Here is a 23,081-nt window from a genome sequence, read left to right as displayed (position 1 = left end):
GCGCGCCGTTGAGCGCGTCAGTCAAAGGTCAATTTATGCGCCTGCTCCTCCCGATACCGACGGGCGAATGCAGTTCCCGCCCATCATTGTTGCCATTGCAGTGGTCGCTGCGCTGTATTTTGCCCGGGATATTTTTGTCCCGCTGGCGCTGGCGCTGCTCTTGACCTTTGCCTTGTCGCCGCTGGTCACGCAGCTTCACCGCTTCGGTGTGCCGAAGATTCTTTCGGTTATCGCCGTGGTGCTGACCGCGTTTATCGCCATATTCCTGTTTGCCACGATTGTGGTTGGGCAGCTCACGGTTCTGGCGCAAAACCTGCCAAGCTACCAATACAACATTGAGGCAAAGATCAGGACCATCAAGGACGCGCAGTCCGGTAACGGTATTTTTGACCGCGGTGCGCGCATGTTCAAACGGCTCAATGAAGAAATAGGCCGCTCCGATGAAGTGGAGCGGTTTCCCGCACAAAACGGCGCGGGCACACAGGCACAACAACCTCCTGAGAACGTGACGCCGAACAATCAGGCAGAAAACAAGTCTCCCCTGGCGAAAGGTGATCCGGATAAACCCGTTCCGGTTGAAATCCGTTATCCGGCCCCGGATCCCCTGCAATTGCTGCAAACCGTCGCCGTGCCGTTGATTCAGCCGCTGGCAACGGTCGGCATTGTCGTTGTCTTTGTCATCTTCATGCTGCTGCGGCGGGAAGATCTGCGTGACCGCTTCATCCGGCTTGTGGGAGCCAGCGACATTCACCGCACGACCACGGCATTGCATGATGCGGGGAAGCGGGTCGGGCAATATCTCCTGATGCAGCTTGTGATCAATATCTGCTTTGGTGTCCCGATCGGCATCGGTCTTTGGCTGATTGGTATCCCCAATCCGATGCTGTGGGGCCTTCTCGCCATCGCCCTGCGTTTCGTGCCCTATATCGGACCATTCATTGCCGCATCTTTCCCGCTCATGCTTGCGTTGGCGGTCGATCCCGGCTGGATGCTCCTGTTGTGGACCGCCGCCTTGTTCATCGTTCTCGAGTTGATCAGCAACAATGTCATGGAGCCGGTGCTCTATGGCTCGAGGACCGGACTCTCGCCGGTTGCCATCCTGCTTGCGGCGATCGTCTGGACCTGGATATGGGGCCCGATCGGGCTCCTGCTTTCCACGCCGCTGACGGTCTGTCTCGTGGTGCTCGGGCGTCACGTGCCGCGCTTCGAGTTCCTGGATGTGCTGCTTGGCAACGAACCGGTGCTGTCGCCGCCGCAACAGCTTTATCAGCGGTTGTTGTCCGGCGATCCCGACGAGGCGACGGAAAAAGCGGAAGACTATCTGCAGTCATCGGCGATTGCGGATTACTACGCATCCGTTGCTGTCCCTGCGCTGTTTCTCGCCGAACATGACCGGGGACGGGGCGTGCTGGATGCTGCGCGCCGCAGCCGCGTGGCACAAAGCATGATACGCCTTGTGGAAAATCTCTCGGAACATCAGGATATGCAAGGCGAGGACGATGAAGATCATGTCGAACCGGCCAGGAGCAGGCGCAGCAAGAGCGAAGAGCCAAGGACGATCATTTCAGCGGGTGGGCGAGGCGATCTCGACGACGCGGCAGCGGTGATCATTGGCGATATCCTGGAGCGGGGTGACTTCGAGGTTCGCGACATCACGCATGACGAGCTTGAAGCCGTGAATATCGGCAAGCTCGACCTTGCCGATGCGAGTGCGATCTATATCAGCTATCTCAATATGTCTTCGGTGGCCCATGCCCGTTATCTCGTCCGCCGTATTCGCAGGCGGAATGCGCGCATCAAAATCATTGTCGGCTTCTGGGCCGAGGATGCGGGCACTGTTGAAGGTGACAAGATCGTTGGATCAAGCCGAAACTGCTATTTTGCCTCGAACATCGAAGCGGCAATCAAACAGGTTGCCGGGTGATATCCGGGATATTCGGGAAAGCCTTCCCGCGGATGGGAACCAAGATGACTCTGTGACGTTTCGCAGAAGCTGGTCACACGTTGACCGGCACGTTCAGAACCCGGTGCCTGTTCCCCCGTGGGCACCGGGTTTTTGCTTTGATCTGAAAAATTATCATTTTAATTCAATATTTTAAGTATTCTCGATTTCACGGGAACCGGAAGCGTCACCGCCCGTTTACCTCTGGTGAGTGAACATTCAAGGAGTGTACCGATGGGTAGCACAGGTGACAAGATTTCCGGGCTTGCCAACAAAGCCGCTGGCAACATCAAACAGGCAGCGGGCAAGGTAACAGGCTCCAAGAAGCTGCAGGCCGAAGGCAAGGCTCAGGAACTGAAGGGCGATGCCCAAGAGATGAAGGGCAAGGCCAAGGATGCCGTGAAGAAGGTCGTTGACCGCGCTTGACTGTTCCTGTGGCTGAAGTTTGAACCGGCTCGCAATCGAGCCGGTTGCTTTTTGCGCAATAGTCTGTCGTGCTGAGCTGCGATTTTCAAAAAGCGATATTCTTATAGGTTGATGGGGATGTGTTCATGAGACTGAATGTCGGGTGTGAATTGCGTTTTGATTTTGTTCAGGAAACACCCTTGATTGCCATCTTGAACGTGCACCATTCGCGCGTCGAGGACATTGAAGGCATCGAGACATTCCAGTCGACATTCGGTTCGAGCGTCGACGGTTATCACGACCAGTTCGGCAACTGGTGCAACCGCATCCTGGCTGCGCCCGGCCCGTTCATCTGTTCGACCAATGCGATTGTCCGCGATAGCGGTATGCCGGATTCTGTTGTGCTGGAGGCTGTTCAGCACCGCGTGCAGGACTTGCCTGCGGAGACACTGGTCTATCTCCTGGGCAGCCGCTATTGCGAGACGGATGTCTTGAGCGAAGAAGCATGGCGGCTGTTCGGCAATACGCCAGAGGGTTGGCAACGGGTGCAAGCCGTTTGCGACTACGTCCATAATCACATCACATTCGGCTACGCGTTTTCCAATCCGACACGGACCGCCGCATCGGGCTATGCGGAAGGCCGAGGCGTTTGCCGGGATTTTACCCATCTGGCCGTGGCTTTTTGCCGGTGTCTCAATATTCCGACGCGCTACAGCACGGGCTATATCACCGATATCGGGGTGCCGCCGCCCCACTCGGCGATGGATTTCTGCGCCTGGATGGAGGTCTATCTGGGTGGACAGTGGCATGCGTTCGATCCGCGCAACAACAAGCCCCGTATCGGACGGATCAAGGTGGCGCACGGAAGAGATGCGGCCGATGTTCCATTGACCAATATTTTTGGTCCCAATGTGCTGACAAAATTCACGGTTTGGGCTGAAGAGGCGGTGTGATATCCTGCTTTTTTCGCAACCTTCTCCGCTGCCAGCAGTTTTGACTGGTGATACACAGGAGGAAAGCATGAGCCAACGTGCGATTGATTTCGTCAATAGCTGGATAGAAGCCAATGTTCATGCCACGCGTCCGGCGGATATGGCGCATCATGATCCAAGGCCCAAACAACTGGTCGCCAAATGCACCGCCGCAGCGGAGGCTATCGGCATCTCGAAGGAAGAGATTCTGGATGGCTTGGGGGATCTGGAAATTTGCATGATCGCCGCCATTGACCGGGCTGTATTGGCCAAGGATATCAAGCGGGCCTAGGCTGCGACTCAATGAAAATCCCGGGATTTTGGCAGAATCCGGACCTTGCGCGGATGACGGGCTCTCGATTGATCGGGAACCGGATGAACCACTTCATCGGCATGCGATACCGGCAAGGTCGGCAGTTGTTCCGAAAGCCGATATAGATCCGCCGTCCGGTCAATCAGTTTCCGGGCAACGATATGCGTGACATTATCGCTGCTCTGGACCGTTCCCTCGATCAGGATGAGGCGGGAACTCATCACTTCCTTGCGATAGGTGGCCATTGTCTTCGCCCAGACGATGATGTTGGCAATGCCGGTTTCATCCTCGATCGTCATGAAGACAACACCTTTGGCGCTGCCCGGCCTCTGGCGGACCGTGACCACGCCGGCAAGCTTGACGCGCCTGTTGCTGGCCAGAGCAGTGGCCTGTCTGCAGGTCACGACGCCTTCACTGCCAAGCATGCCCCGCAGAAACTGCATGGGGTGTCCCTTGAGCGATAGCCGGAAGGATTCATAGTCGGCAATGACATGCTCAGCCATCTGCATAGGCGGCAACCGTGTCTGCGCTTCGACTGCAAGTTCGTTGGTTTCGGCAATCTGGAAGAGTGGCAGGGTTGTACTGTCGGGAAATCTGCGCACGGCCCAGAGTGCCTCGCGCCGGTCAATGGCTAACGAGCGAAACGCATCCGCATCGGCGAGCAGGACAAAGGCGCGGCGCTCCAGCCGCGTCAGACGGCGAACCTCTTCAATGTCCACATAGGGTTTTTTCCGCTTTGCGCAAATTTCGTCGGCCCAGGCTTTCGAGAAGCCGTCGACCTGCCGAAAGCCCATGCGCATGGCAGGATTTCCACTGCTTCTCTTTTCCAGCGTGTTGTCCCATTCGCTGAAATTGACATCGACAGGACGCACTTCGACATCGTGTTCCCGTGCGTCACGGATGATCTGGGCCGGGGCATAAAAACCCATGGGCTGCGAATTCAGGAGAGCGGCGGCAAACACTTCCGGATGGTGGTATTTGATCCAGGAGGAAATGTAGACAAGAATGGCAAAACTTGCCGCATGGCTTTCCGGAAAACCATATTCACCGAAACCCTTGATCTGGTTGAAGCAGTTTTCGGCAAAGCTGCGCTCATAGCCGCGGCGTACCATGCCCTCGACCATCTGCTCCTGCATCTTGTGAATGGTGCCGCGGTTGCGGAATGTTGCCATGGCGCTGCGGAGCTTGTTGGCCTCATCGGGGGTGAACCCTGCCGCTTCAATGGCAATGCGCATGGCCTGCTCCTGAAACAGGGGAACACCCAATGTTTTAATCAGAACCTTTTTCAATTCGTCCTTGTCGCCATATTCGGGAGACGGCGATGGGTAATCGACGTTCTCGATGCCTTTGCGGCGCCGCAGGTAGGGATGAACCATATCGCCCTGAATCGGACCCGGGCGCACAATGGCGACCTCGATGACCAGGTCGTAAAATTTCTGCGGGCGCAGGCGCGGCAGCATGTTCATCTGGGCACGGCTTTCCACCTGAAACACCCCAAGGGAGTCCGCCGCGCACAGCATATCGTACACCTTCAGATCACCTTGCGGGACAGTCGCAAGTTCTAAGCGCTCGCCCCCCTTATGCAGATGAATGAGATCGAAAGCCTTGCGGATACATGTCAGCATGCCGAGTGACAGCACATCGACCTTCATGATCCGGAGCGTGTCGATATCGTCCTTGTCCCACTCGATGAAGGAACGGTCCTCCTTGGCTGCGGGGCCGATGGGAACGGTTTCATCAAGCCGTTCCCGTGTCAGGACGAAGCCGCCGACATGCTGCGAGAGGTGGCGCGGAAAGCCGAGCAGCTCCGTTGCCAGTTTAACGGCACGGCGGATCATGATGTTGTCGGGGTCAAGACCCGCCTGCCGCACATGCTGCCGGTCCACGGTGGAGCCCCAGCTGCCCCAGACCGTATTGGCAAGCGCAGCCGTCACATCTTCGGTCAGCCCCAGGGCCTTGCCGACATCGCGGATGGCGCTGCGCGGGCGGTAGCTGATAACCGTCGCGACGATGGCTGCACGGTCGCGGCCGTAGCGCTTGTAAACCCATTGCATGATTTCCTCGCGGCGCTCGTGTTCGAAGTCGACATCGATATCGGGCGGTTCCTTGCGCTCGGCCGAGAGAAAGCGCTCGAACAGCGCATTGCCGTTCGTCGGATCGACAGCGGTGATGTGCAGGCAATAGCAGACGGCTGAATTGGCTGACGAACCCCGGCCCTGGCACAGGATATTCTGCGACTGCGCATAGGTGACGATATCATGCACCGTCAGGAAATACGGTGCGTATCCCAATGTTGCGATCAGTGTCAGTTCCTTGTTCAGGAGGTCGCGGACCATTTCCGGAATGCCGTCGGGATAACGTTTCGCCGCGCCCTTCCATGTCTCGTCAGCCAGATGCTGCTGCGGGGTTTTGCCCGGCGGCACGGGTTCATCGGGATAATGGTATTGCAGTTCACCAAGAGAGAAGGTGACCGGCGCGGTGAAACGGCGGATTTCCTCAAGGGCTAAGGGAAAATGCCGGAAGAGATGCTGCATTTCCTCCGGTGATTTCAGATGCCTTTCTGCGTTCTTCTCCAGCCTTCGCCCGGCCGTATCAATGGTGACGTGGTCCCGGATGCAGGTCAGCACATCCTGCAGGGGGCGGCGGGAAGGGGTGTGGTAGAGCACATTGTTGACCGCCAGCAGCGGAACACCGGCTGTAGTGGCGATACGCTCCAGCTTTTCGCCATGACGCCGGTCAGCGCCTTCGTAAGACACGGCAAGACCAAGCCAGACACATCCCGGCGCGACGACGCTTAGTTTTTTCAGTACAGGTCCGAGATTTTCATCCGGCTGTCCTGATGGCATGACCACCGTCTGGAAATCCTTGGCGCGGAAAAGGAAATCCTCCAGCACCAGATGGCACTCGCCCTTGATCTCAGCCCGCTTTTTCCCCTCGCTCAAAAGGCGGCACAGCTGCCCATAGGCCGGGCGGTCGCGCGGATAGACGACCAGATCGGGCGTGCCATCGATGAACATCAGCCGACAGCCGATAAAGAGGTTGAGCTTTATTCCCTGCTCCTCCGTCAGTTCCTGATGCGCCTTGTAGGCCCGGACAACCCCGGCAAGCGTGTTGCGGTCGGCGATGCCTATACCTTCAAGGCCGAGCAATGCTGCTGCCTGCACCAATTCCTCCGGCTGCGAGGCGCCTTCGAGAAAGGAGAAATTGCTGGTGACGGCAAGTTCCGTGTAGCCGGGCATCAGGCAAAAAGCCCATGCAGATACCAGCGCGGGGTGGTCTGGCCGCGCTCGTACAGGCCTTCGCGAAAGACCCAGAAACGATGCCCCTGATTGTCTTCGAGACGATAATAATCCCGCGTCAGCGCGCCGGCATGTTCCCGCCACCATTCCGGCGCGATGCGCTCCGGCCCTTCGGCCAGGACGATATTGTGCCGGACCCGCCGCCAGACGAATTGTGCCGGGGCGCCATCGGGAATTCCTGCCGTGGTTTCAATCTGTTCCGGCGGCTGGAACAGCCGGACCGGGCGCTCGGGCGGCTCGCCCGGGTGCTGAACGGGCGCCCATTCGACAGGCAGATTTGCGGTGGTGTGAACAGCCGGTTCCAGTGAAACGGCGCGCTCGGGAATATGCGTATCGACGGGGTGCGGACGCAGAACCCGGCTGGTGCCGAGACGAATGGACAGGCGGTCGATCAGCCCGCCAATCTCTTCGGTTTCCTGAACAGTGCTGTCGAGGCTTTTTTGCATGGTTTGGGTTCGCTCGGCCCGCACCGCCGCAAGACGGATGATGTCAAAGCCGTAACCGGCATCGAGCGGTTCTGCGAGGGTGGTGAGCCGCTCCTTCAGCAGCCTGAACAGGGTTTTGGTGTCGGTCAGCGGCCGGCCGGCCTGAATGCAGATCCGCCTGACTTCGCCATCGACGCGGAAAAACGAAGCCTCGACTTCCCGCGCGCCCTCGACACGCTGCTGCAGCTGCCGGAAAAGTTCATCGCCCAGCGCATGCAGCACCAGCTCAACACTGTCCATGACAATCAAGGGTTCGGCCATGCGCCGCTCGACCATGCAGGCGGGTACGATGCGTCGGGGGGAGATCGGGTGGTGCGCATATCCGAAAAGGGCATCGAGGCGATCGACCAGCCCGGCGCCGAAACGCGCGGCAAGGGCAGCACGGGGAAGCACTTCGACATCGCCGACGGTGCGCAGCCCGGCCCTCTTCAGACCGGCCAGATGAACATCCTCGATCTCGAGGCTGACGAGGCGCAACCGCCGCAATTTTTCCTTGAGCGCGGAATCCTCGATCACATCTCCCGGTGAATGACGGGCAAATGCGTGGGCTGCCGCCGCATTGCCCGTAATGGCCGAGCGGACCACAACGCCATGCTGGCTCAGGCGCTGGTGGATATCCCGGCGCAATTGATGCTCGTCACCGAAGAGATGCACGCAGCCGGTGATATCGAGCATAAGCCCATCGGGGCCGTCGAGTGCGACCAGTGGCGTGTAGCGGTCGCACCAGTCAGCGAGTTTCTCCAAGAGGGCGGCGTCCTTGCGCGGTGAGGCGAAGGCGATGTCTAGGTTTTCAAACTGCGCCCGGGCGTCGGTCAAAGCCATGGTCTTGAACAGGCCTGCCTTGGCGGCACGTTCGTCAAGGGCTGTCAGGCGCAAGGCGTTGGCGACCTTGTCGACGACAATCAGGAACTGTCCGGACTCAGCCCGTTGCGGATTTTCGCGTTTGAGGCGGTCGGTGGGCAGGTGTGGAAACCACAGCGCCAGAAACCGGTTCGATCTGTCTGAAAACATGATTGTCACTCTCCCATTGCAGGATCCAATGGCCTGTCATGCCCTGCCTGTTGCGTATTAGGGTGGCGTCAAACACCGGGTGACCCGGCGCACTGGCGCCGCTCGACCGCGACGCGTTCGAGCGGATCATCCAGCGTGTCACGGCGGAATTGTCGATTGGAACGGCGCCGAGCCGCAGCAGGAAGGCGGGCACGCCCGTCTGCTGGGCGGTCAGCAGCAATTTGCGCGTGGCTGTCAGGTCAAGGCATTTCGGATTGCTCCACGGCGCTATGATGACCGCGCCCGTTCCCCGGATGCCAAGGCTGTCCGACGCAGCTTTCAGTACATCCTGCGGCGACGAACAGCGCACGATGACGAGCCGCTGCGGATCAAGCCCGAGATGCTTCAACCCCGGCGCATAGGGAAAACCGTGTTCCTGCGCGGCAAAATCCTCTTCCAGCCAGATAAGAGGGCTCCGGGCGCTGGATGAGCGCAGGGCAAGGGCGATGACGAAGCCCGTTGCTGCGCCCGCATCGTGCATTTCCGCCGAAAAGACCTCATGCAGCGCGCCGCGTTGCAATCCCTTGCCAAGCACCCTGTCGATGCTTCTGTCGCCAAAACCAAAGGCACTGCGCGGCGCCTGCGCTTCCAGCGCATTCCGCTCGCTTAAAGACGCGATGTCGCGCCGCAACGCCGTAAGGTCGACGGTTGTCACCACGGTTACCTCTGAATGTTCATGATATGTTCTATTATGGAATCCATTCGACCAAAGAGTCAAGCGGAGTCCATGGAGGGACGGATTATATGACTCAGCGGTCGATGCGTGTGGAAAGGATGATGGACGAAATGGTGCGTTCCACGCCTTCCAACGCGCCGATCCGATCCAGCAGTGTATCGAGTTCGCTGATGGAGGGCGCTTCCAGGATGACAATCATATCGTACTGTCCGCTGACCGAATGCAGGGTCCGCACCCAGGCAATCTCGCGCAATGCCGCTTCGACCCGCTTGGCAAATTTCGGCAGGGCCGTGACCAGCACATGCGCCTTGACCAGATCCCGCTCATATTCGGGGGAAAGCAGCACGCTGTAGCCGCGAATCATGCCGCGCTTTTCCAGCCGTTCGATGCGGCTTTGTACGGTGGTGCGCGACACGCCGAGCTTGCGGGCAAGGTCGGCGGTCGAGGCGCGGGCGTTCTCGCGCAGCAGGGAAAGCAGGGCGTGGTCGGCATCTGTCAGCATAATGTCAAACTCATACGGCGTATTGCCAAAAAATAGGGTGTTATATCGTCAGTTTACACACTTCATTTCGACGAACAAGGGTGAGAAAATAATGAAAGTTCTGAAATCCTGAGGGGAATCACATGAAAGAGATCGTCATCGTCGGTGCAGGCAAAATCGGCGGAACAATCGCCAACCTGCTCGCAAACACCGGAGACTACCGCGTAACGGTCGTCGACCGGGCCCAGGCACAGCTTGATGCCCTGGATGTTTCCCCGCTTGTCGTTACCCGTTGCATCGAGATTGCTGAAGAGGGCGCGCTTGAAAAGGTTCTCGCCGGCAAATTCGCCGTGCTCAGCGCAGCTCCCTTCCACCTGACCACGCGGATTGCGCAAGCCGCTGCGTCGTCGGATGTGCATTATCTCGACCTGACCGAAGATGTTGCCAGCACCCGCATCGTCAAGCAGCTTTCGGCGACGGCAAAGACAGCCTTCATTCCCCAGTGCGGTCTGGCCCCGGGCTTCATCTCGATTGTCGCCAATGATCTGGCCAAGCGCTTCGATACGCTGGAAAGCGTGCGCATGCGCGTCGGTGCATTGCCGCAGTACCCGTCGAATGCGCTCAACTACAACCTGACCTGGAGCACGGACGGCGTCATCAACGAATATTGCGAGCCATGCGAAGCCATCGTCGACGGTGAGCTGACCGAAGTGCCGCCGCTGGAAGAGCGCGAGGAATTCTCTCTCGACGGCGTAACCTACGAGGCGTTCAACACGTCGGGCGGTCTTGGCACCTTGTGCGAAACGCTGCTCGGCAAGGTCCGTACGCTGAACTACCGCACGATCCGTTATCCCGGGCATGCCGCCATCATGAAGGCCCTGCTCAACGATCTTGGCCTGCGGGACCGCCGCGATGTGTTCAAGGACATCCTGGAAAACGCCCTGCCTTCGACCATGCAGGACGTCGTGGTGATTTTCGTCACGGTCAGCGGCCGCAAAAAGGGCCGTCTCTTGCAGGAAACCTACGCCAACAAGGTCTATAGCGGCCATATCGGCAACGTGCTGTACAGCGGTATCCAGATCACCACGGCATCGGCCATTTGCGCCGTTCTCGACATGCTGGCCAATGGCGACCTGCCGCAGCAAGGCTTCCTCAAGCAGGAGGATATCGCGCTTGATGCCTTCCTCGCCAACCGTTTCGGCAAGGCCTATGCCCAGACCGAAACGGCGGGGCGCCTCGTCGCCTGATCGCTCCACTCGTCGGCTAACCTTTAAAACAACGCGCCGGATCCCGTATCCGGCGCGTTTTTTGTTGCGGTGTTTCGTCCATTTCCTTGCCTTGCGCTTCCGGAATCCGGGTGGTAGCGTTTTGAAAACATGTGAAAACAGTAAACATCACGCGGCTCGCCAAGGCGTTTCTATGTCTTGCTGAACGGGAGGTGATGCCGGGAGGAAGACAATGGAACGGCGTGAATTTCTTGTGGGCGCAGCGGCCCTGTCCATGCTGGCTGCATCGAACACGGGACTGATGGCACAGACAGGCGGGGCGCTGGAAAAGACCAGCCTGACGCTGGGTGTCGGCGGAAAGCCGCTTCTCTATTACCTCCCGCTGACCATTGCCGAGCGCCGCGGCTTTTTCAAGGATGCCGGTCTTGATGTGACGATCAACGATTTCGGCGGCGGGGCAAAATCCCTGCAGGCGCTGGTGGGCGGCTCCGTCGATGTGGTGACCGGTGCTTACGAGCACACGATCCGCATGCAGGCGAAGGGACAGGATGTCCGTGCACTGTGCGAGCTCGGGCGTTTCCCGGCCATCGTCATTGCCGTGCGCAAGGAACTGGCCGACAAGGTCAAATCTCCCGCCGACTTTGCCGGCCTGAAGCTTGGTGTCACCGCCCCCGGTTCGTCGACGGCCCTGACCATCCAGTATGCCATGGTAAAGGCGGGCTTGAAGGCCAACGATGCGCCGCTGATCGGCATTGGTGGTGGTGCCAGCGCTGTCGCTGCGATCAAGCAGGGGCAGGTGGATGTGATTGCGCATCTGGATCCTGTCATTGCCAAACTTGAAGCGGATGGCGATATAAAAATCCTCATTGATACGCGGACCGAAGAAGGTACCCGTGCCCTGTTCGGTGGCTCCAATCCGGCGGCAGTTCTCTATGTGAAAAAGGACTTCGCCGATGCGAACCCCAACACCTCGAAGGCGCTGGTGGGTGTCTTCGTCAAGACGCTGAAATGGCTGCACAGCGCTACGCCGGAAGAGATCGCCGACAGCGTTCCCGCTGAATACCAGCTGGGTGACAAGCCGCTTTATCTCAAAGCCATTGCCAATTCGCTGCCGACCTACTCGCTGGATGGGGTTCTTCCCATGGAGGGCATGCAGTCGGTTCTCAATACGCTGAAAATCCTCGACCCCGAATTCGCCAATGCGACGATTGACCTTGCCGCGACCTATGATGACCGCTTCATCAAGGGGTGAGGCATAAGGCCCAATGATCATTGCACGGAAGACCACGCGGGACCTGAACGAGGCCCAGGATGTCAATGCCGTTGAGCTCAACGGCATCCATATTGCGTTTCCCCTGCAGGGGGGCGGCACCTATGAGGCTGTCGGTGAGACGAACCTCGTGGTCAGCGACCGCGAGTTCGTGGCGATTGTCGGCCCCACCGGCTGCGGGAAATCGACACTGCTCAATGCCACGGCGGGTCTTCTCAAGCCGGCGCAGGGGCAGGTCCGCACGTTTGCCAAGCCGCTGTCGGGCTTGAACAAACATGCAGGCTATCTCTTCCAGCAGGATTCACTGATGCCCTGGAAGACCGCGATCGACAATGTGGCCATCGGGCTGGAGGTGGCGGGCACGCCGCGCCGCGACGCCTTGGGGCAGGCGCGGGTCTGGCTCGGTAAAGTGGGTCTCGCGGCCTTCGCCGACCGCTATCCGCACATGCTGTCGGGCGGCCAGCGTAAGCGCGTCGGGCTGGCGCAGGTGCTGATCCGTCATCCCAAGATATTGCTCATGGACGAGCCGTTCGGACCGCTCGATGCCCAGACACGGCTGATCATGGGTGACCTCCTGCTCGATCTTTGGTCGGCGGACCGCAAGGCGGTGATGTTCGTTACCCACGACCTTGATGAGGCCATCGGTCTTGCCGACCGGGTTATCATCATGTCGGCAGGGCCGTCATCCCGCATCATCGGCAATTACACGATCCCGCTGGCCCGACCGCGCAACATGGCCGACATCAAGTCGGAGCCGCAATTCCACGATGTGCACCGGGAAATCTGGAATGCCTTGAAAGAGGAAGTCCTGAAGGGTTATCGGCAGACGGAAGAGGTCCGGCCATGAACAGGCTTACACTGATCAGCCTGCAGGTGCTTGTGGCGGTTGTCACCTTGCTGTTCTGGCACATTGCCTCGACGACAACCCTCATCGGCAACCCGAAAACCATCAGCTTTTTCTTTGCCGAACCTCTCGCCGTCGGCAAGCGCATGATCCAGTGGTTCATGGAAGGATCGATCTGGTACCACCTCGGCATCACGCTGACCGAGGCGGCGCTTGCCTTCATCATTGGTTCGCTCGGCGGGGTCATCATCGGGTTCTGGTTTGCCCGCAAGCCCTTGCTCGCTGCGGTGTTCGATCCCTATGTCAAGGCGGCCAATGCCCTGCCGCGCGTCGTGCTCGCGCCGATCTTTGCGTTGTGGCTGGGGCTCGGCATCTGGTCCAAGGTGGCGCTGGGCGTGACGCTGGTGTTCTTCATCGTCTTCTTCAATGTCTATCAGGGCGTCAAGGAAGTCAGCCCTGCCGTTCTTTCCAACGCCCGCATGCTCGGAATGAACGAGCGCCAGCTGCTGCGGCATGTCTACATGCCGTCGGCCCTTTCATGGATGTTCTCGTCGCTGCACACATCCGTGGGTTTTGCCGTGGTCGGTGCGGTGGTGGGAGAGTATCTGGGATCCGCTGCCGGGCTCGGCTACCTCATCCACGAGGCCGAAAGCGTGTTCGATGTCACCGGCGTTTTCGCGGGGATGTTCGTGCTGATGGGCTTTGTCATACTGGTGGACTGGCTGGTTACGCTGGTCGAAAACAGGCTGCTCGTCTGGCGGCCCAGGGCCTCGGTCATTACCAACAGATAAGAGACTGCCACCGGCATTCCGGTGGCAGTCTTTGCTCAGATGGCCGTCAGATCCGCTCCGCGCGTTTCCTTCGACAGGAGCACGCAGATAATGCCCGGTATGACCATGACCGCCGCGTAGATGATGACCGCATGCGGCGTGCCGGTTGCGTTGAGGAGCAGCGTTGCAATCAGCGGTGCAACAGAGCCGCCGACCACCGAGGCGACCTGATAGCTGATGGACATGGCGGAATAGCGCACATGGGTCGGAAACAGCTCCGTGAAGAACGGGGCCATGCTGCCGACGATAATGCCGTGGAATGTCAGGGTGAGCAGGGTTGCCTGCAGGACCAGACGCGGATCGGCACCGTGCGGCAGGCTGAACAGATAGGCACCCGCAGCAAGGCCGCCAACCAGTCCCAGCAGCATCAATGGCTTGCGGCCAAAACGATCCGAGGCATAGGCTGCGGCCATGATGACGATGACTTCAAGGATCGACCCCCAGAACAGGGCGCCCACGCCGACGGACCGCGCCAGTCCAAGGAACTGGACGGTGAGAACGAGAAAGAAGGTCGTGAACAGATAGAACAGGGTGTTTTCGGCTGTTTTGACCAGAAACACCTGGCCCATGGGCTTGCTGAAATGCTTGAAGGCTTCCGACAGAGGGGCGGCCGGTACGGATTTGCGCTTTTCGACCAGCTCGATGAAGGCAGGGGATTCCTCCACCTTGCGGCGCATCCAGAAACCAAGGACAACCAGAACGATTGAGAACAGGAACGGCAGGCGCCATGCCCAGTCGACAAAGGCCTGCTCACCGAAGCGTAGGGTCAGGAAGCTGATCGTGGCTGCGGCCAGCACGTTTGCGGCGGGGCCGCCGATCATCGGGAAACTGGTCCAGAAGCCGCGCTGCTTGCCCGGCATGGATTCGGCGACGATGAGCAGCGCTCCGGTGGCTTCGCCGCCCACGGCAATCCCCTGGAAAATGCGCAGCAGCACCAGCAGGGCGGGTGCCAGAACGCCAACCGAGGCATAGGTCGGCAACAGGCCCATGGCAAACGTTGAACCGCCCATCATGGCGAGGCTGACCACAAGCGCGTTCTTGCGGCCGATGCGGTCGCCCAGCACGCCGAAGATAATGCCGCCGAGCGGGCGGGCGATAAAGCCGATGGCAAAGGTGCTCAGGCCGAGCAGAATGCCGATTGCCGGGTCGGCGGTCGGAAAAAACGCCTTGTCGAAAACCAGCACCGCGCAGGTGGCGAAAACAAAGAAGTCATACCATTCGATGATGGTGCCCACCGCGCTGGCAAAAAGCAGCCGCGCGCGTTTTCCGAATCCGTCCTGAGCCATGAATTTTCCTCCCAATGGCATGGTTGACCCCGGGAGGCGTTCTACTGGCTCATTTTGTAACCATCAACGCATGCGTTTCAGGTGTTTTTCAGGCCCATTCTCCCCGGCGCATGACGGGGACTGTGTTGCCGTCCGCATTGACGCCATCCACATCGATCTCGCCCGATCCGATCATCCAGTCGATGTGAATGAGGCTCTTGTTGCCGCCGCGTGCTGCAACCTCTTCGGCTGACAGCGTGTCGCCATTGACGAAGCACTTGGAATAGCACTGGCCGAGCGCGATATGGCTCGCGGCATTTTCATCGAACAGGGTGTTGAAGAAGAGAAGGCCGGAAGCAGAGATCGGCGAGGAATGCGGCACCAGCGCCACTTCGCCCAGACGCCGCGCCCCGTCATCGGTGTTCAGCACCTTGTTGAACACCTCTTCGCCGCGCGAAGCCTTCGCCTCGACGATCCTGCCGCCTTCAAAACGCACCGAGATGTCTTCAATCAGCGTGCCCTGATGGGACAGAGGCTTTGTGCTGGAGACATGGCCGTCCACACGCGAGGCGTGCGGCGTGGTGAAAACCTCTTCTGTCGGGATGTTCGGGTTGCAGGTGATGCCATTCTTGGCGGTCGAGGCGCCGCCCTGCCACCGGTGCTCGTCGGCAAGACCGACAACCAGATCGGTACCCGGGCCCTTGAAGTGCAGGGAGGCGAAGTTGAGGCCATTCAGCCATTCGCGGCGTTTGGCAAGCACGGCATTGTGCTCCCGCCATGCGGTGACAGGATCATCAATGTCAACGCGTGATGCGGCAAAGATGGCGTCGGCCAATTTGACAACCGCTGCGTCCTCGGAAAGATCCGGGAAAACCTGCTTTGCCCAGGATGGATTCGGATACGAAACAATGTTCCAGTTGACGTCGAAACCGGCAATTTTCTCCAGTGCCGGCTGATAGGCCTTGGAGGTTGCCCGGTTGGCGCGGGCGACCTTTTCCGGGTCTTCCGCCGAGAGCAGCATCGGATTGTCACCGGCTATGGCAAGCCGCGCTGTGTTCGATGAAAAGGCCTTGGCCATTCCCTCGAAGAGCCATGTGGCGGCGTGGTCGAAACTCTCCGCCGGCGCGTGGCGATAGCGCATCAGCGTCGCTTCTTCGTCCGCATAGAAGGAGGTGACCAGACCGGCGCCCGCCTTGTAGGCGTGCTCGGTGATGCGGCGCACCAGCGGCAGGGCAGCCAGCGGCGCGGTGATCAAGAGGTCTTGCCCCGCTTGTAGTTGCAGGCCGATTTTGACGGCAACTTCGGCCAGACGGTCGAGCTTTGCGGAATCGATGGAGGTGGTCTTTGCGGATGTGGTCATGGCGGTTCCAGGGTGACGGCGGAATGGAAAACGGGAGATAAGGCGGGGATCGCGGGATAGTCTGCTCCCCGCCTGTCTGATCAATCCTCGTGGATCAGGCTGTGGTCGCGGCTGTCGCGCATCTTGATATAGACGATCAGGGACAGGCCGATCATGATGGTGACATACCAGAAGAACCAGGTTTCGTGGCCCTTCTCCTTGAATTTCAGCGCCACCCATTCGGCAGTGCCGCCAAAGAGCGTGTTGGCAAGCGCATAGGGCAGGGCAACGCCAAGCGCCCGGATATGCGCGGGGAAAAGCTCAGCCTTCACCACGGCGTTGATGGATGTATAACCCGTCACGATCAACAGACCGACCAGCGACAGGGCAAAAGCGGTATAGGGGTTGGTTGTGACCGCCAAAGTCGAGAAGATCGGATAGGTGAAGAGAACGCCGAGAATCCCGAAGCCGACCATCAACGGCTTGCGGCCGATCTTGTCCGAAAGAGCCCCGGCAATCGGCTGGCACAGCATGAAGATCAGCAGGGCAAGCGCGGTGATTTCGGTGGAGGATTCCTTGCTGAAACCGGAGGTGTTGACGAGGAATTTCTGCAGGTACGTGGTGTAGGCATAGAAGGCGAGCGTACCACCGGATGTCAGCGCCAGAACGGTGAAGGCTTCTTTCGGATAGTGCCGGAACAGGGCAAACCCGCTGGATTTCGGCTTGTCATCGTTCTTGGCATTGTGGAAGGACTGGGTTTCGGCAAGGCCGCGACGAATGTAGAAAACCGCGATGGCCAGGAAGCCGCCAATGGCGAAAGGAATGCGCCAGCCCCACGCTCCAAGCTGTTCCGGCGTCAGGATACGCTGCAGGATAAGCAGAACCACAAGGGCAACGAGCTGCCCGGAAATCAGCGTCACGTACTGGAAGCTTGAATAGAAGCCGCGACGGTTCTTGCCGGCCATTTCGCTGAGATAGGTTGCGCTGGCGCCATATTCGCCGCCGACGCTCAGGCCCTGCAACAGGCGTGCCAGGACCAGAAGGGTTGGAGCCAGAAGGCCGATCGATTCGTAACCCGGTGTGATGGCAATCAGCAGCGAGCCCAGGCACATCAGCGTCACCGACAGGGTGAGGCCAGCCTTGCGACCCTTGCGGTCGGCATAGATGCCCATGACCCAGGCACCGATCGGACGCATCAGGAAGCCGACGGCGAAGACAGCTGCGGCGCTCAGAAGCTCGGCGGTCTGGTTGCCGGAAGGGAAAAAGACGGGCGCAAAATAAAGCGTGAAAGCGGCATAGACATACCAGTCATACCATTCGACAAGATTACCCGCTGAACCACCGATGATGGATTTCAGTCGGGTTTTAACGTCGGGTGCAACGGCAATGGGTGCGGTTTCGGCAATATCGCTCATGAAAATTCCTACCTTTGATTGTGGCTGACCGTCTGCGCGGCGCTGACTTCCGGCATGGCGTTTCTTCGGTGTGAAACAGGGACTCCCTGCCTCCAAGTCTTAGGGCAGCCCCTGCCAGAATTCAAATCCTTATCTGCCCGGCCGATTTTGACGCGATCCGCTGACGTGCAACTGCACCAAAGCGTGATCGAAAAGATCAGAAAATTGCCATGATCCGGGAACTCCCTCTGGCCGGTGCCGTTTTTCACGATGGGAAGGACGCGAGACAAGATACGTTGCACTCGAACACCCCTGTCATTTTGCCCGCAACAATCCTCAGGAGAAGAAGATGGATCTCAACAGACGCGATATGCTCGTCCTCTCGGGCGCCGTGGCAGCCACAACGCTCTTTGCTCCAAACATCCAGGCGCATGCGGCCGCCCCTTTCAAGCAGCCGGAACTGCCCTATGCTGAAGACGCTCTGGCGCCCGTGATCTCCGCGCGCACGGTCGGACTGCATTACGGCAAGCATCATGCGGGCTATTTCAAGAAGCTGAACACCCTGGTGGAAAAGACGCCCTATGCCGACCTTTCCCTTGAAGAAGTGGTGGTGCGGGCGAAGAAGGAAGGCAATGCGCCGGTCTTCAACAATGCGGCGCAGGCCTGGAACCATAACCTGTACTGGCAGCAATTCCAGGGCGGGTCCGCGCCCGCCAAGGGTGCCTTTGCAACGGCGGCAGAAAGCGGCTTTGGTGGGCTCGATGGCCTGAAGAAGAAGATCGTTGCCGAATCAGACAATGTTTTCGGGACAGGCTGGGTCTGGCTGGTCAGGGATGGCGACAAGCTTGCCGTGGCGGGTATGAAAGACGCTGGCGATCCGTTGGCTGAAGGCGGCAAGGCCGTGCTTGGCATCGACGTCTGGGAGCACGCCTATTATCTCGACTATGAAAACCGCCGTGCCGAGCATGTGGCCGCGGTTCTCGACAAGCTGGTTAACTGGCAGTTCGTTTCCGACCGGTTTGACGCCTGATCCGGCTCTTGCTGCGATGGTTCAGAAAATATCCTAGCCGAAATTCGGGACGCGGATGTAGTGTTCGAGCGGGCTGATGTGTCCTTGCGATTCATCATCCTGCCCGTCATCCGCCGCTTCCTGCGCCAGCGCTGCATCCTTCTCCAGGCGCGCCTCGCGGATTTCCTTTTCCGAACTTTCGCCCATGCACAGGGCGCCAAGCAGGATCATGCGCGCCTTGCCGGCAAGGCCGGAATGGTCTTCATCCAGGGCGATATCGAGAATGACCCGGCTGAAATCGGTTGGCTCCGGCGCAGCTTCAGCGGTGTGGCGGCGCCGATTCTCCGCATCGATCAGGCTGTAGAGCTTTTCGCGCAGGTCCGCGCCGACGTTCTCGTATTGAGCTGCAAGGCTCGGTGCAGCCGCGGCGAGCTTCTGCTTTTGCCGCTCCCGGTGCCGTTTCTGTCTCTCTGCGTTGGATAGTGCCATGGGTATGTCTGTGCCGTAACGAACGCGAATCACTTGCATGAACTTGATAGGGGTGTGTTCCCTAACGGGCAACATTATGGTCACGTAACACACAGACTGTGGATAACAATCGTTACGATTGCGTGAGTTACGTAACGCGAGCCGTTATGGCATCGGGCCTCGCCGTAACGCCTGTGACGGAACCATAAGAAGGTGGTGGCGTTCTTTGACGCGCAGGGTTAGGGATATTGCACGATAAGGTTGCAAATCTGTCGGCCTGAATGAATGGAATTGTGAATGGAAACCAAGGCCAATTATCTTGTGGTCAGTATTTTCACCCTGCTGGTGAGTGCGCTGGCCCTTGGTTTCGTCTACTGGATCGAGCGTTTGGGCGACACGCGGCCCACGGCAATGCTTGAGATCCGCATTCCAGGCTCTGTTACGGGACTGGCCGTGAAAAGCCAGGTTCTGTTCAACGGTCTGAAGGTTGGCGACGTGACCCGGCTTTTCGTCGATGCCAGCAATCCCGATGTGGTGATCGCCCAGACGCAGATCGATGCAACCACGCCAATCACGCGGTCGACCCAGGCGCAGCTGGCTTTCGTCCTTTTGACCGGGCAGGCCTATATCGAGTTGAAGGGCGGCAAGAGTTATGAACCGAAGCTCCTTGAAGAAGCGGAAAAGGAAGATACGGTCGCGCGTATCGATATTGACCCGTCATCCCTGAAAACCCTTGTCCAGACGGTGCAGGATGTGCTGCAGCGCGTGGATCGTGCCATGGATGCCACCGAAAACTATCTGGACGAGATGAAAGGGCCGGCGCTCGACCGGGCGCACGAAGCCAAGGCGTTCACCCAGCAGCTTGCCGACAGCACGGATATGATCAACCGTTACGGACAGCGGGCACAGGACGTGCAAGCGGTGATACAGGATGCGCGTGAAACCATGTCGCGGATCAACCAGGCTTCTGTCAAAGTCGACGATGCGCTGACGAAGCTGGACAAGGAACTCTCCGAAGACAAGGGCAGCACGGTCGCCAATATCCGCGAACAGCTGCAATCCTATCGCGATACGGCTGACAGCCTGCAGGCCCGGCTGGCGCCAATCCTGAAAACACTGGGAACCTATACCGGTGAAAAGCTGCGCAACGCGCAAAAGTTCATTTCCGACAGCCGGCGCTCGGTCGACTCTATCGAACGGGCGATTTCGAACTTTGACAGCAATCCGCGGGACGTTCTGTTCGGTGGAGACAGCAAGGTTCCGGAGTATAACGGGCGGCGCTGAATCCGGGATCGCCGCCGCATAGGCGCTCAAGCTAGTGCTCGACACACCGGCATTCGATGGATAGCGTTGCAACCCTGTATGGGGGATATGATGCGGTTCAATGTGATCGGAACGGGACTTTTGATTGCGGCACTTGCGGGCTGCACGACGCCATCCGGCGGCAGGAGCGGCGAAGCCGCGCTTGTGGCGGATGTCAAACAACTGGTGACCACATCCTATCGGTGCCAGAATGCGCTTGGCCGCGAGCCGCATTACTCCGCCATTGAAAGCAGCGAGACGATCCTCAAGGCGCTTGGCCGCTCACCTGAGGAGGCTGACCGGACCGTTCGCGGCTGGCTGAAAGGCCTGATCGCGTCACCGAGGCAGCCAACGGATATGGACCGCAAGTCGTGCAAGGATACGCTGCTGAAACTGGCGGAGAAAGTCAGGGTCGAATTCGAGGCGCGCAAAACCAGGGGATGATGCATGGTTGAGCCGGAACCCCCGCAATCTGCCTCCCTGTCACCGGTATTGTTTGTTCTGGTGCTTGTGTTCGCTGCCGGTGTGAGTTCGGTTTTGTTCTATCCGGCAATGTCTCTGCTGGGCCGCATTGTCGGGCTGTTCCGGGCGACGGGTTAGCCCCCACATTTCAAACGGTCTTGACGCCTTGCGGACATGTTGCCGTAATCCGTGCGATGTATATTGCCGCGCCTATGGAGGCTTCGTAATGGCTCGCATGTCTGGCATGTTTCTGGTTGTTTTGTTTTTCATTGCTCTGGTTTCCTTCGAGATTCTCAAGAAAGAGCAGATCGCCGGTTCGGGACATGTCATTGCCAAGACGATCGATATCGAGACATTCGACGGGATTACGCTGGAAGGTATCGGCAATGTCCAGATGAAGCAGGGCGACGGCGAGAGTCTCGTCGTCACGACGGACGACAATATCCTCCCGCTGCTGGATATCGGTGTTCGCGGCGGCGATCTCGTGCTTGGCACCCGGGGCAGGATCGAAATCGTGCCGTCGAAAACGGTTGCATACGATATTACGGTCAAGGACCTCAGCCGGGTCACATTGTCCGGTTCCGGCAGCATCCGCGCCGGCGCATTCAAAGGCAGCACGGTGAAGATCGATTTGTCCGGCTCCGGCGATATCCAATTCGACGCGCTGAGCGCTGAGCAGATCCTGCCCCGGGTCACCGGCTCGGGCAGCGTAAAGCTGGACAATATAGCGGCCGGCGATGTCGCTGCCGCGATCACCGGATCGGGGCAGATCAGCCTTGGCGGCAAGGCGCAGACGCAGGAACTCGATCTGGACGGCTCGGGCGCCTATAACAATGGCGACCTGGCCACCGATGTTACGAAGGTGGATATTTCGGGAAGCGGCAGCGCCTTGGTCCAGGCAAAGAACACGCTGGATATTTCGGTGAACGGCAGCGGCAGGGTGGAATATTACGGCCAGCCGGCGGTCGAACAGCGCGGCCACGGTTCGATGCGCGTCACGCCGCTCGGGGAGAGGTAGGCATTTCGCCGTTTGCGTGGATGTGGTTGAACTGTCCGGCGAAGCGGACCGGGCTTAAGTCTGGAGACGCGTCTTCAGGAAAGTAATGGCGGAGAGGGAGGGATTTGAACCCCCGATGGAGTTGCCCCCATGCCGCATTTCGAGTGCGGTGCTTTCAACCACTCAGCCACCTCTCCGCGTAAAAGCGCCTGTCGTGGACAGACGCCTGATAAAGCCGGGATGTTCTCCCTGCCGATGCCGCGATGTCCCGAAGGACTTGGCTTGAGCGTGCGACGCGCTAGATAGCGGGCAAAGCGCAAGGATACAAGAGCAATTTTGCGTTAAATTTCTTGACTCTCGCATAATCCTCACCTTATAAGCGCCCGACGACTGGCGTGGGGGATTCTCCGCGCCGTTTGTTTTTGAGTCCGGATGCCCGGATCCGCAAGGGTTGCAGGCATCTTTCGATTAATATGTCACGACTGACAAAAAGACGGTTAGCGCCCTTCAAACGGCAAAAAACCGAACCGAACGCCGAAAGGGCATAAAATGTTCGCAGTCATCAAGACCGGTGGTAAGCAGTATCGCGTTGCCGCCAATGACCTTCTGAAGGTCGAGAAAGTTGCCGGCAATGCCGGTGATATCGTTGAATTTGCCGAAGTTCTGATGGTTGGCGTCGGTGCAGACGCTACGATCGGTGCTCCGACCGTTGGCGGCGCGCTGGTCACAGCCGAAGTCGTCGAGCAGGGCCGGGCACGCAAGGTCATCGCTTTCAAGAAGCGTCGCCGCCAGAACTCCAAGCGTACACGCGGTCATCGTCAGGAACTGACGACGATCCGGATCGCCGAGATCCTGACGGGTGGTGCCAAGCCTTCGAAGACTGCCGCTGACAAGCCGGTCAACAAGAAGCCTGCTCCGAAGGTGGAAGCTGCCGCTGCGGAAGCAACCGAGACGAAAGCCGCCCCGAAAGCCAAAGCTGCGCCGAAGAAGGCTGCTGCCAAGGCCGAAAAGCCCGCTTCGGGCGAGTAAGAACAGGTTTAAAGGAGCAATCCC

General features: G+C 59.0%; 22 protein-coding genes and 1 tRNA gene. 14 read left to right on the top strand and 9 right to left on the bottom strand.

Annotation, left to right across the window (positions count from 1 at the left end):
- The first annotated feature begins 67 nt into the window (after positions 1-67).
- From J1W56_RS13390 to J1W56_RS13375, 4 genes are all read left to right on the top strand, one after another.
- Entirely contained in the window at positions 68-1,924 is a 1,857-nt protein-coding gene (locus J1W56_RS13390) for an AI-2E family transporter (RefSeq protein WP_223613775.1), read from the top strand.
- 252 nt (positions 1,925-2,176) lie between these two features.
- Positions 2,177-2,368, top strand: a complete 192-nt coding sequence (locus tag J1W56_RS13385) for a CsbD family protein (RefSeq protein ID WP_223613774.1) — start codon at positions 2,177-2,179, stop codon at positions 2,366-2,368.
- Positions 2,369-2,493: 125 nt separating this feature from the next.
- Positions 2,494-3,300, top strand: a complete 807-nt coding sequence (locus J1W56_RS13380) for a transglutaminase-like domain-containing protein (protein WP_223613773.1) — start codon at positions 2,494-2,496, stop codon at positions 3,298-3,300.
- 67 nt (positions 3,301-3,367) lie between these two features.
- Positions 3,368-3,610 carry a DUF768 domain-containing protein gene (locus tag J1W56_RS13375; protein WP_223613772.1) on the top strand — a complete coding sequence of 81 codons (243 nt, stop codon included), beginning with the start codon at positions 3,368-3,370 and terminating at the stop codon, positions 3,608-3,610.
- An 8-nt stretch (positions 3,611-3,618) separates the two neighbouring features.
- On the opposite strand, the gene J1W56_RS13370 is transcribed toward J1W56_RS13375, so the two are convergent.
- From J1W56_RS13370 to J1W56_RS13355, 4 genes are all read right to left on the bottom strand, one after another.
- Positions 3,619-6,870, bottom strand: coding sequence for an error-prone DNA polymerase (locus J1W56_RS13370; protein ID WP_223613771.1), 3,252 nt, complete (start codon positions 6,868-6,870; stop codon positions 3,619-3,621).
- Entirely contained in the window at positions 6,870-8,426 is a 1,557-nt protein-coding gene (locus J1W56_RS13365; protein WP_223613770.1) for a Y-family DNA polymerase, read from the bottom strand. The genes J1W56_RS13370 and J1W56_RS13365 overlap by 1 nt, the downstream gene beginning before the upstream one ends.
- A complete protein-coding gene (locus J1W56_RS13360) occupies positions 8,335-9,120 on the bottom strand; it encodes an ImuA family protein (RefSeq protein ID WP_223613769.1) in 786 nt (261 codons plus the stop codon). Before J1W56_RS13360 ends, J1W56_RS13365 begins: the two co-directional genes overlap by 92 nt.
- A 94-nt stretch (positions 9,121-9,214) precedes the next feature.
- Positions 9,215-9,643, bottom strand: a complete 429-nt coding sequence (locus tag J1W56_RS13355) for an Lrp/AsnC family transcriptional regulator (RefSeq protein WP_223613768.1) — start codon at positions 9,641-9,643, stop codon at positions 9,215-9,217.
- A gap of 122 nt (positions 9,644-9,765) precedes the next feature.
- Between J1W56_RS13355 and J1W56_RS13350 the strand changes: the two genes are divergently transcribed.
- The 4 genes from J1W56_RS13350 to J1W56_RS13335 all read left to right on the top strand — a co-directional run bounded on the left by J1W56_RS13350 (position 9,766) and on the right by J1W56_RS13335 (position 13,753).
- On the top strand, positions 9,766-10,869 hold the full coding sequence (locus tag J1W56_RS13350) for a saccharopine dehydrogenase family protein (RefSeq protein ID WP_223613767.1): 1,104 nt from the start codon (positions 9,766-9,768) through the stop codon (positions 10,867-10,869).
- 211 nt (positions 10,870-11,080) lie between these two features.
- Positions 11,081-12,100, top strand: a complete 1,020-nt coding sequence (locus tag J1W56_RS13345) for an ABC transporter substrate-binding protein (RefSeq protein ID WP_223613766.1) — start codon at positions 11,081-11,083, stop codon at positions 12,098-12,100.
- 13 nt (positions 12,101-12,113) lie between these two features.
- On the top strand, positions 12,114-12,965 hold the full coding sequence (locus J1W56_RS13340; RefSeq protein ID WP_223613765.1) for an ABC transporter ATP-binding protein: 852 nt from the start codon (positions 12,114-12,116) through the stop codon (positions 12,963-12,965).
- On the top strand, positions 12,962-13,753 hold the full coding sequence (locus J1W56_RS13335) for an ABC transporter permease (protein ID WP_223613764.1): 792 nt from the start codon (positions 12,962-12,964) through the stop codon (positions 13,751-13,753). Before J1W56_RS13340 ends, J1W56_RS13335 begins: the two co-directional genes overlap by 4 nt.
- Positions 13,754-13,788: 35 nt before the next feature.
- Here the strand turns inward: J1W56_RS13335 and J1W56_RS13330 are convergent, their stop codons facing one another.
- The 3 genes from J1W56_RS13330 to J1W56_RS13320 all read right to left on the bottom strand — a co-directional run bounded on the left by J1W56_RS13330 (position 13,789) and on the right by J1W56_RS13320 (position 17,811).
- Positions 13,789-15,078, bottom strand: a complete 1,290-nt coding sequence (locus J1W56_RS13330; RefSeq protein WP_223613763.1) for an MFS transporter — start codon at positions 15,076-15,078, stop codon at positions 13,789-13,791.
- Between the two features lie 88 nt (positions 15,079-15,166).
- A complete protein-coding gene (locus J1W56_RS13325) occupies positions 15,167-16,417 on the bottom strand; it encodes an aminopeptidase (RefSeq protein ID WP_223613762.1) in 1,251 nt (416 codons plus the stop codon).
- 80 nt (positions 16,418-16,497) lie between these two features.
- A complete protein-coding gene (locus J1W56_RS13320; protein WP_223613761.1) occupies positions 16,498-17,811 on the bottom strand; it encodes an MFS transporter in 1,314 nt (437 codons plus the stop codon).
- A gap of 328 nt (positions 17,812-18,139) precedes the next feature.
- Between J1W56_RS13320 and J1W56_RS13315 the strand changes: the two genes are divergently transcribed.
- Positions 18,140-18,820, top strand: coding sequence for a superoxide dismutase (locus tag J1W56_RS13315; protein WP_223613760.1), 681 nt, complete (start codon positions 18,140-18,142; stop codon positions 18,818-18,820).
- Between the two features lie 33 nt (positions 18,821-18,853).
- Here J1W56_RS13315 and J1W56_RS13310 read toward each other — a convergent pair whose 3' ends face one another.
- Complete coding sequence (locus J1W56_RS13310; protein WP_223613759.1) at positions 18,854-19,288, bottom strand: hypothetical protein; 435 nt, start codon at positions 19,286-19,288, stop codon at positions 18,854-18,856.
- 276 nt (positions 19,289-19,564) lie between these two features.
- Here J1W56_RS13310 and J1W56_RS13305 point away from each other — a divergent pair, with 276 nt between their 5' ends.
- From J1W56_RS13305 to J1W56_RS13290, 4 genes are all read left to right on the top strand, one after another.
- Positions 19,565-20,551, top strand: coding sequence for an MlaD family protein (locus J1W56_RS13305; RefSeq protein ID WP_223613758.1), 987 nt, complete (start codon positions 19,565-19,567; stop codon positions 20,549-20,551).
- Positions 20,552-20,641: 90 nt separating this feature from the next.
- Positions 20,642-21,013 carry a hypothetical protein gene (locus J1W56_RS13300; protein WP_223613757.1) on the top strand — a complete coding sequence of 124 codons (372 nt, stop codon included), beginning with the start codon at positions 20,642-20,644 and terminating at the stop codon, positions 21,011-21,013.
- A 3-nt stretch (positions 21,014-21,016) separates the two neighbouring features.
- A complete protein-coding gene (locus J1W56_RS13295; RefSeq protein WP_223613756.1) occupies positions 21,017-21,169 on the top strand; it encodes a hypothetical protein in 153 nt (50 codons plus the stop codon).
- 88 nt (positions 21,170-21,257) lie between these two features.
- The gene (locus J1W56_RS13290) at positions 21,258-22,049 is read left to right on the top strand and encodes a head GIN domain-containing protein (protein ID WP_223613755.1); all 792 of its coding nucleotides are present in this window, start codon (positions 21,258-21,260) and stop codon (positions 22,047-22,049) included.
- A gap of 86 nt (positions 22,050-22,135) precedes the next feature.
- On the opposite strand, the gene J1W56_RS13285 is transcribed toward J1W56_RS13290, so the two are convergent.
- A tRNA-Ser gene (locus tag J1W56_RS13285) sits at positions 22,136-22,225 on the bottom strand.
- Between the two features lie 352 nt (positions 22,226-22,577).
- Here J1W56_RS13285 and rplU point away from each other — a divergent pair.
- Positions 22,578-23,057, top strand: coding sequence for a 50S ribosomal protein L21 (gene rplU / locus J1W56_RS13280; RefSeq protein WP_223613754.1), 480 nt, complete (start codon positions 22,578-22,580; stop codon positions 23,055-23,057).
- Positions 23,058-23,081: the final 24 nt, after the last annotated feature.

This window comes from Phyllobacterium calauticae, from assembly GCF_019991125.1.
In the GTDB taxonomy this organism is placed as follows: Bacteria; Pseudomonadota; Alphaproteobacteria; order Rhizobiales; family Rhizobiaceae; genus Phyllobacterium; species Phyllobacterium calauticae.
This window is presented reverse-complemented; position numbering and strand designations above follow the sequence as displayed.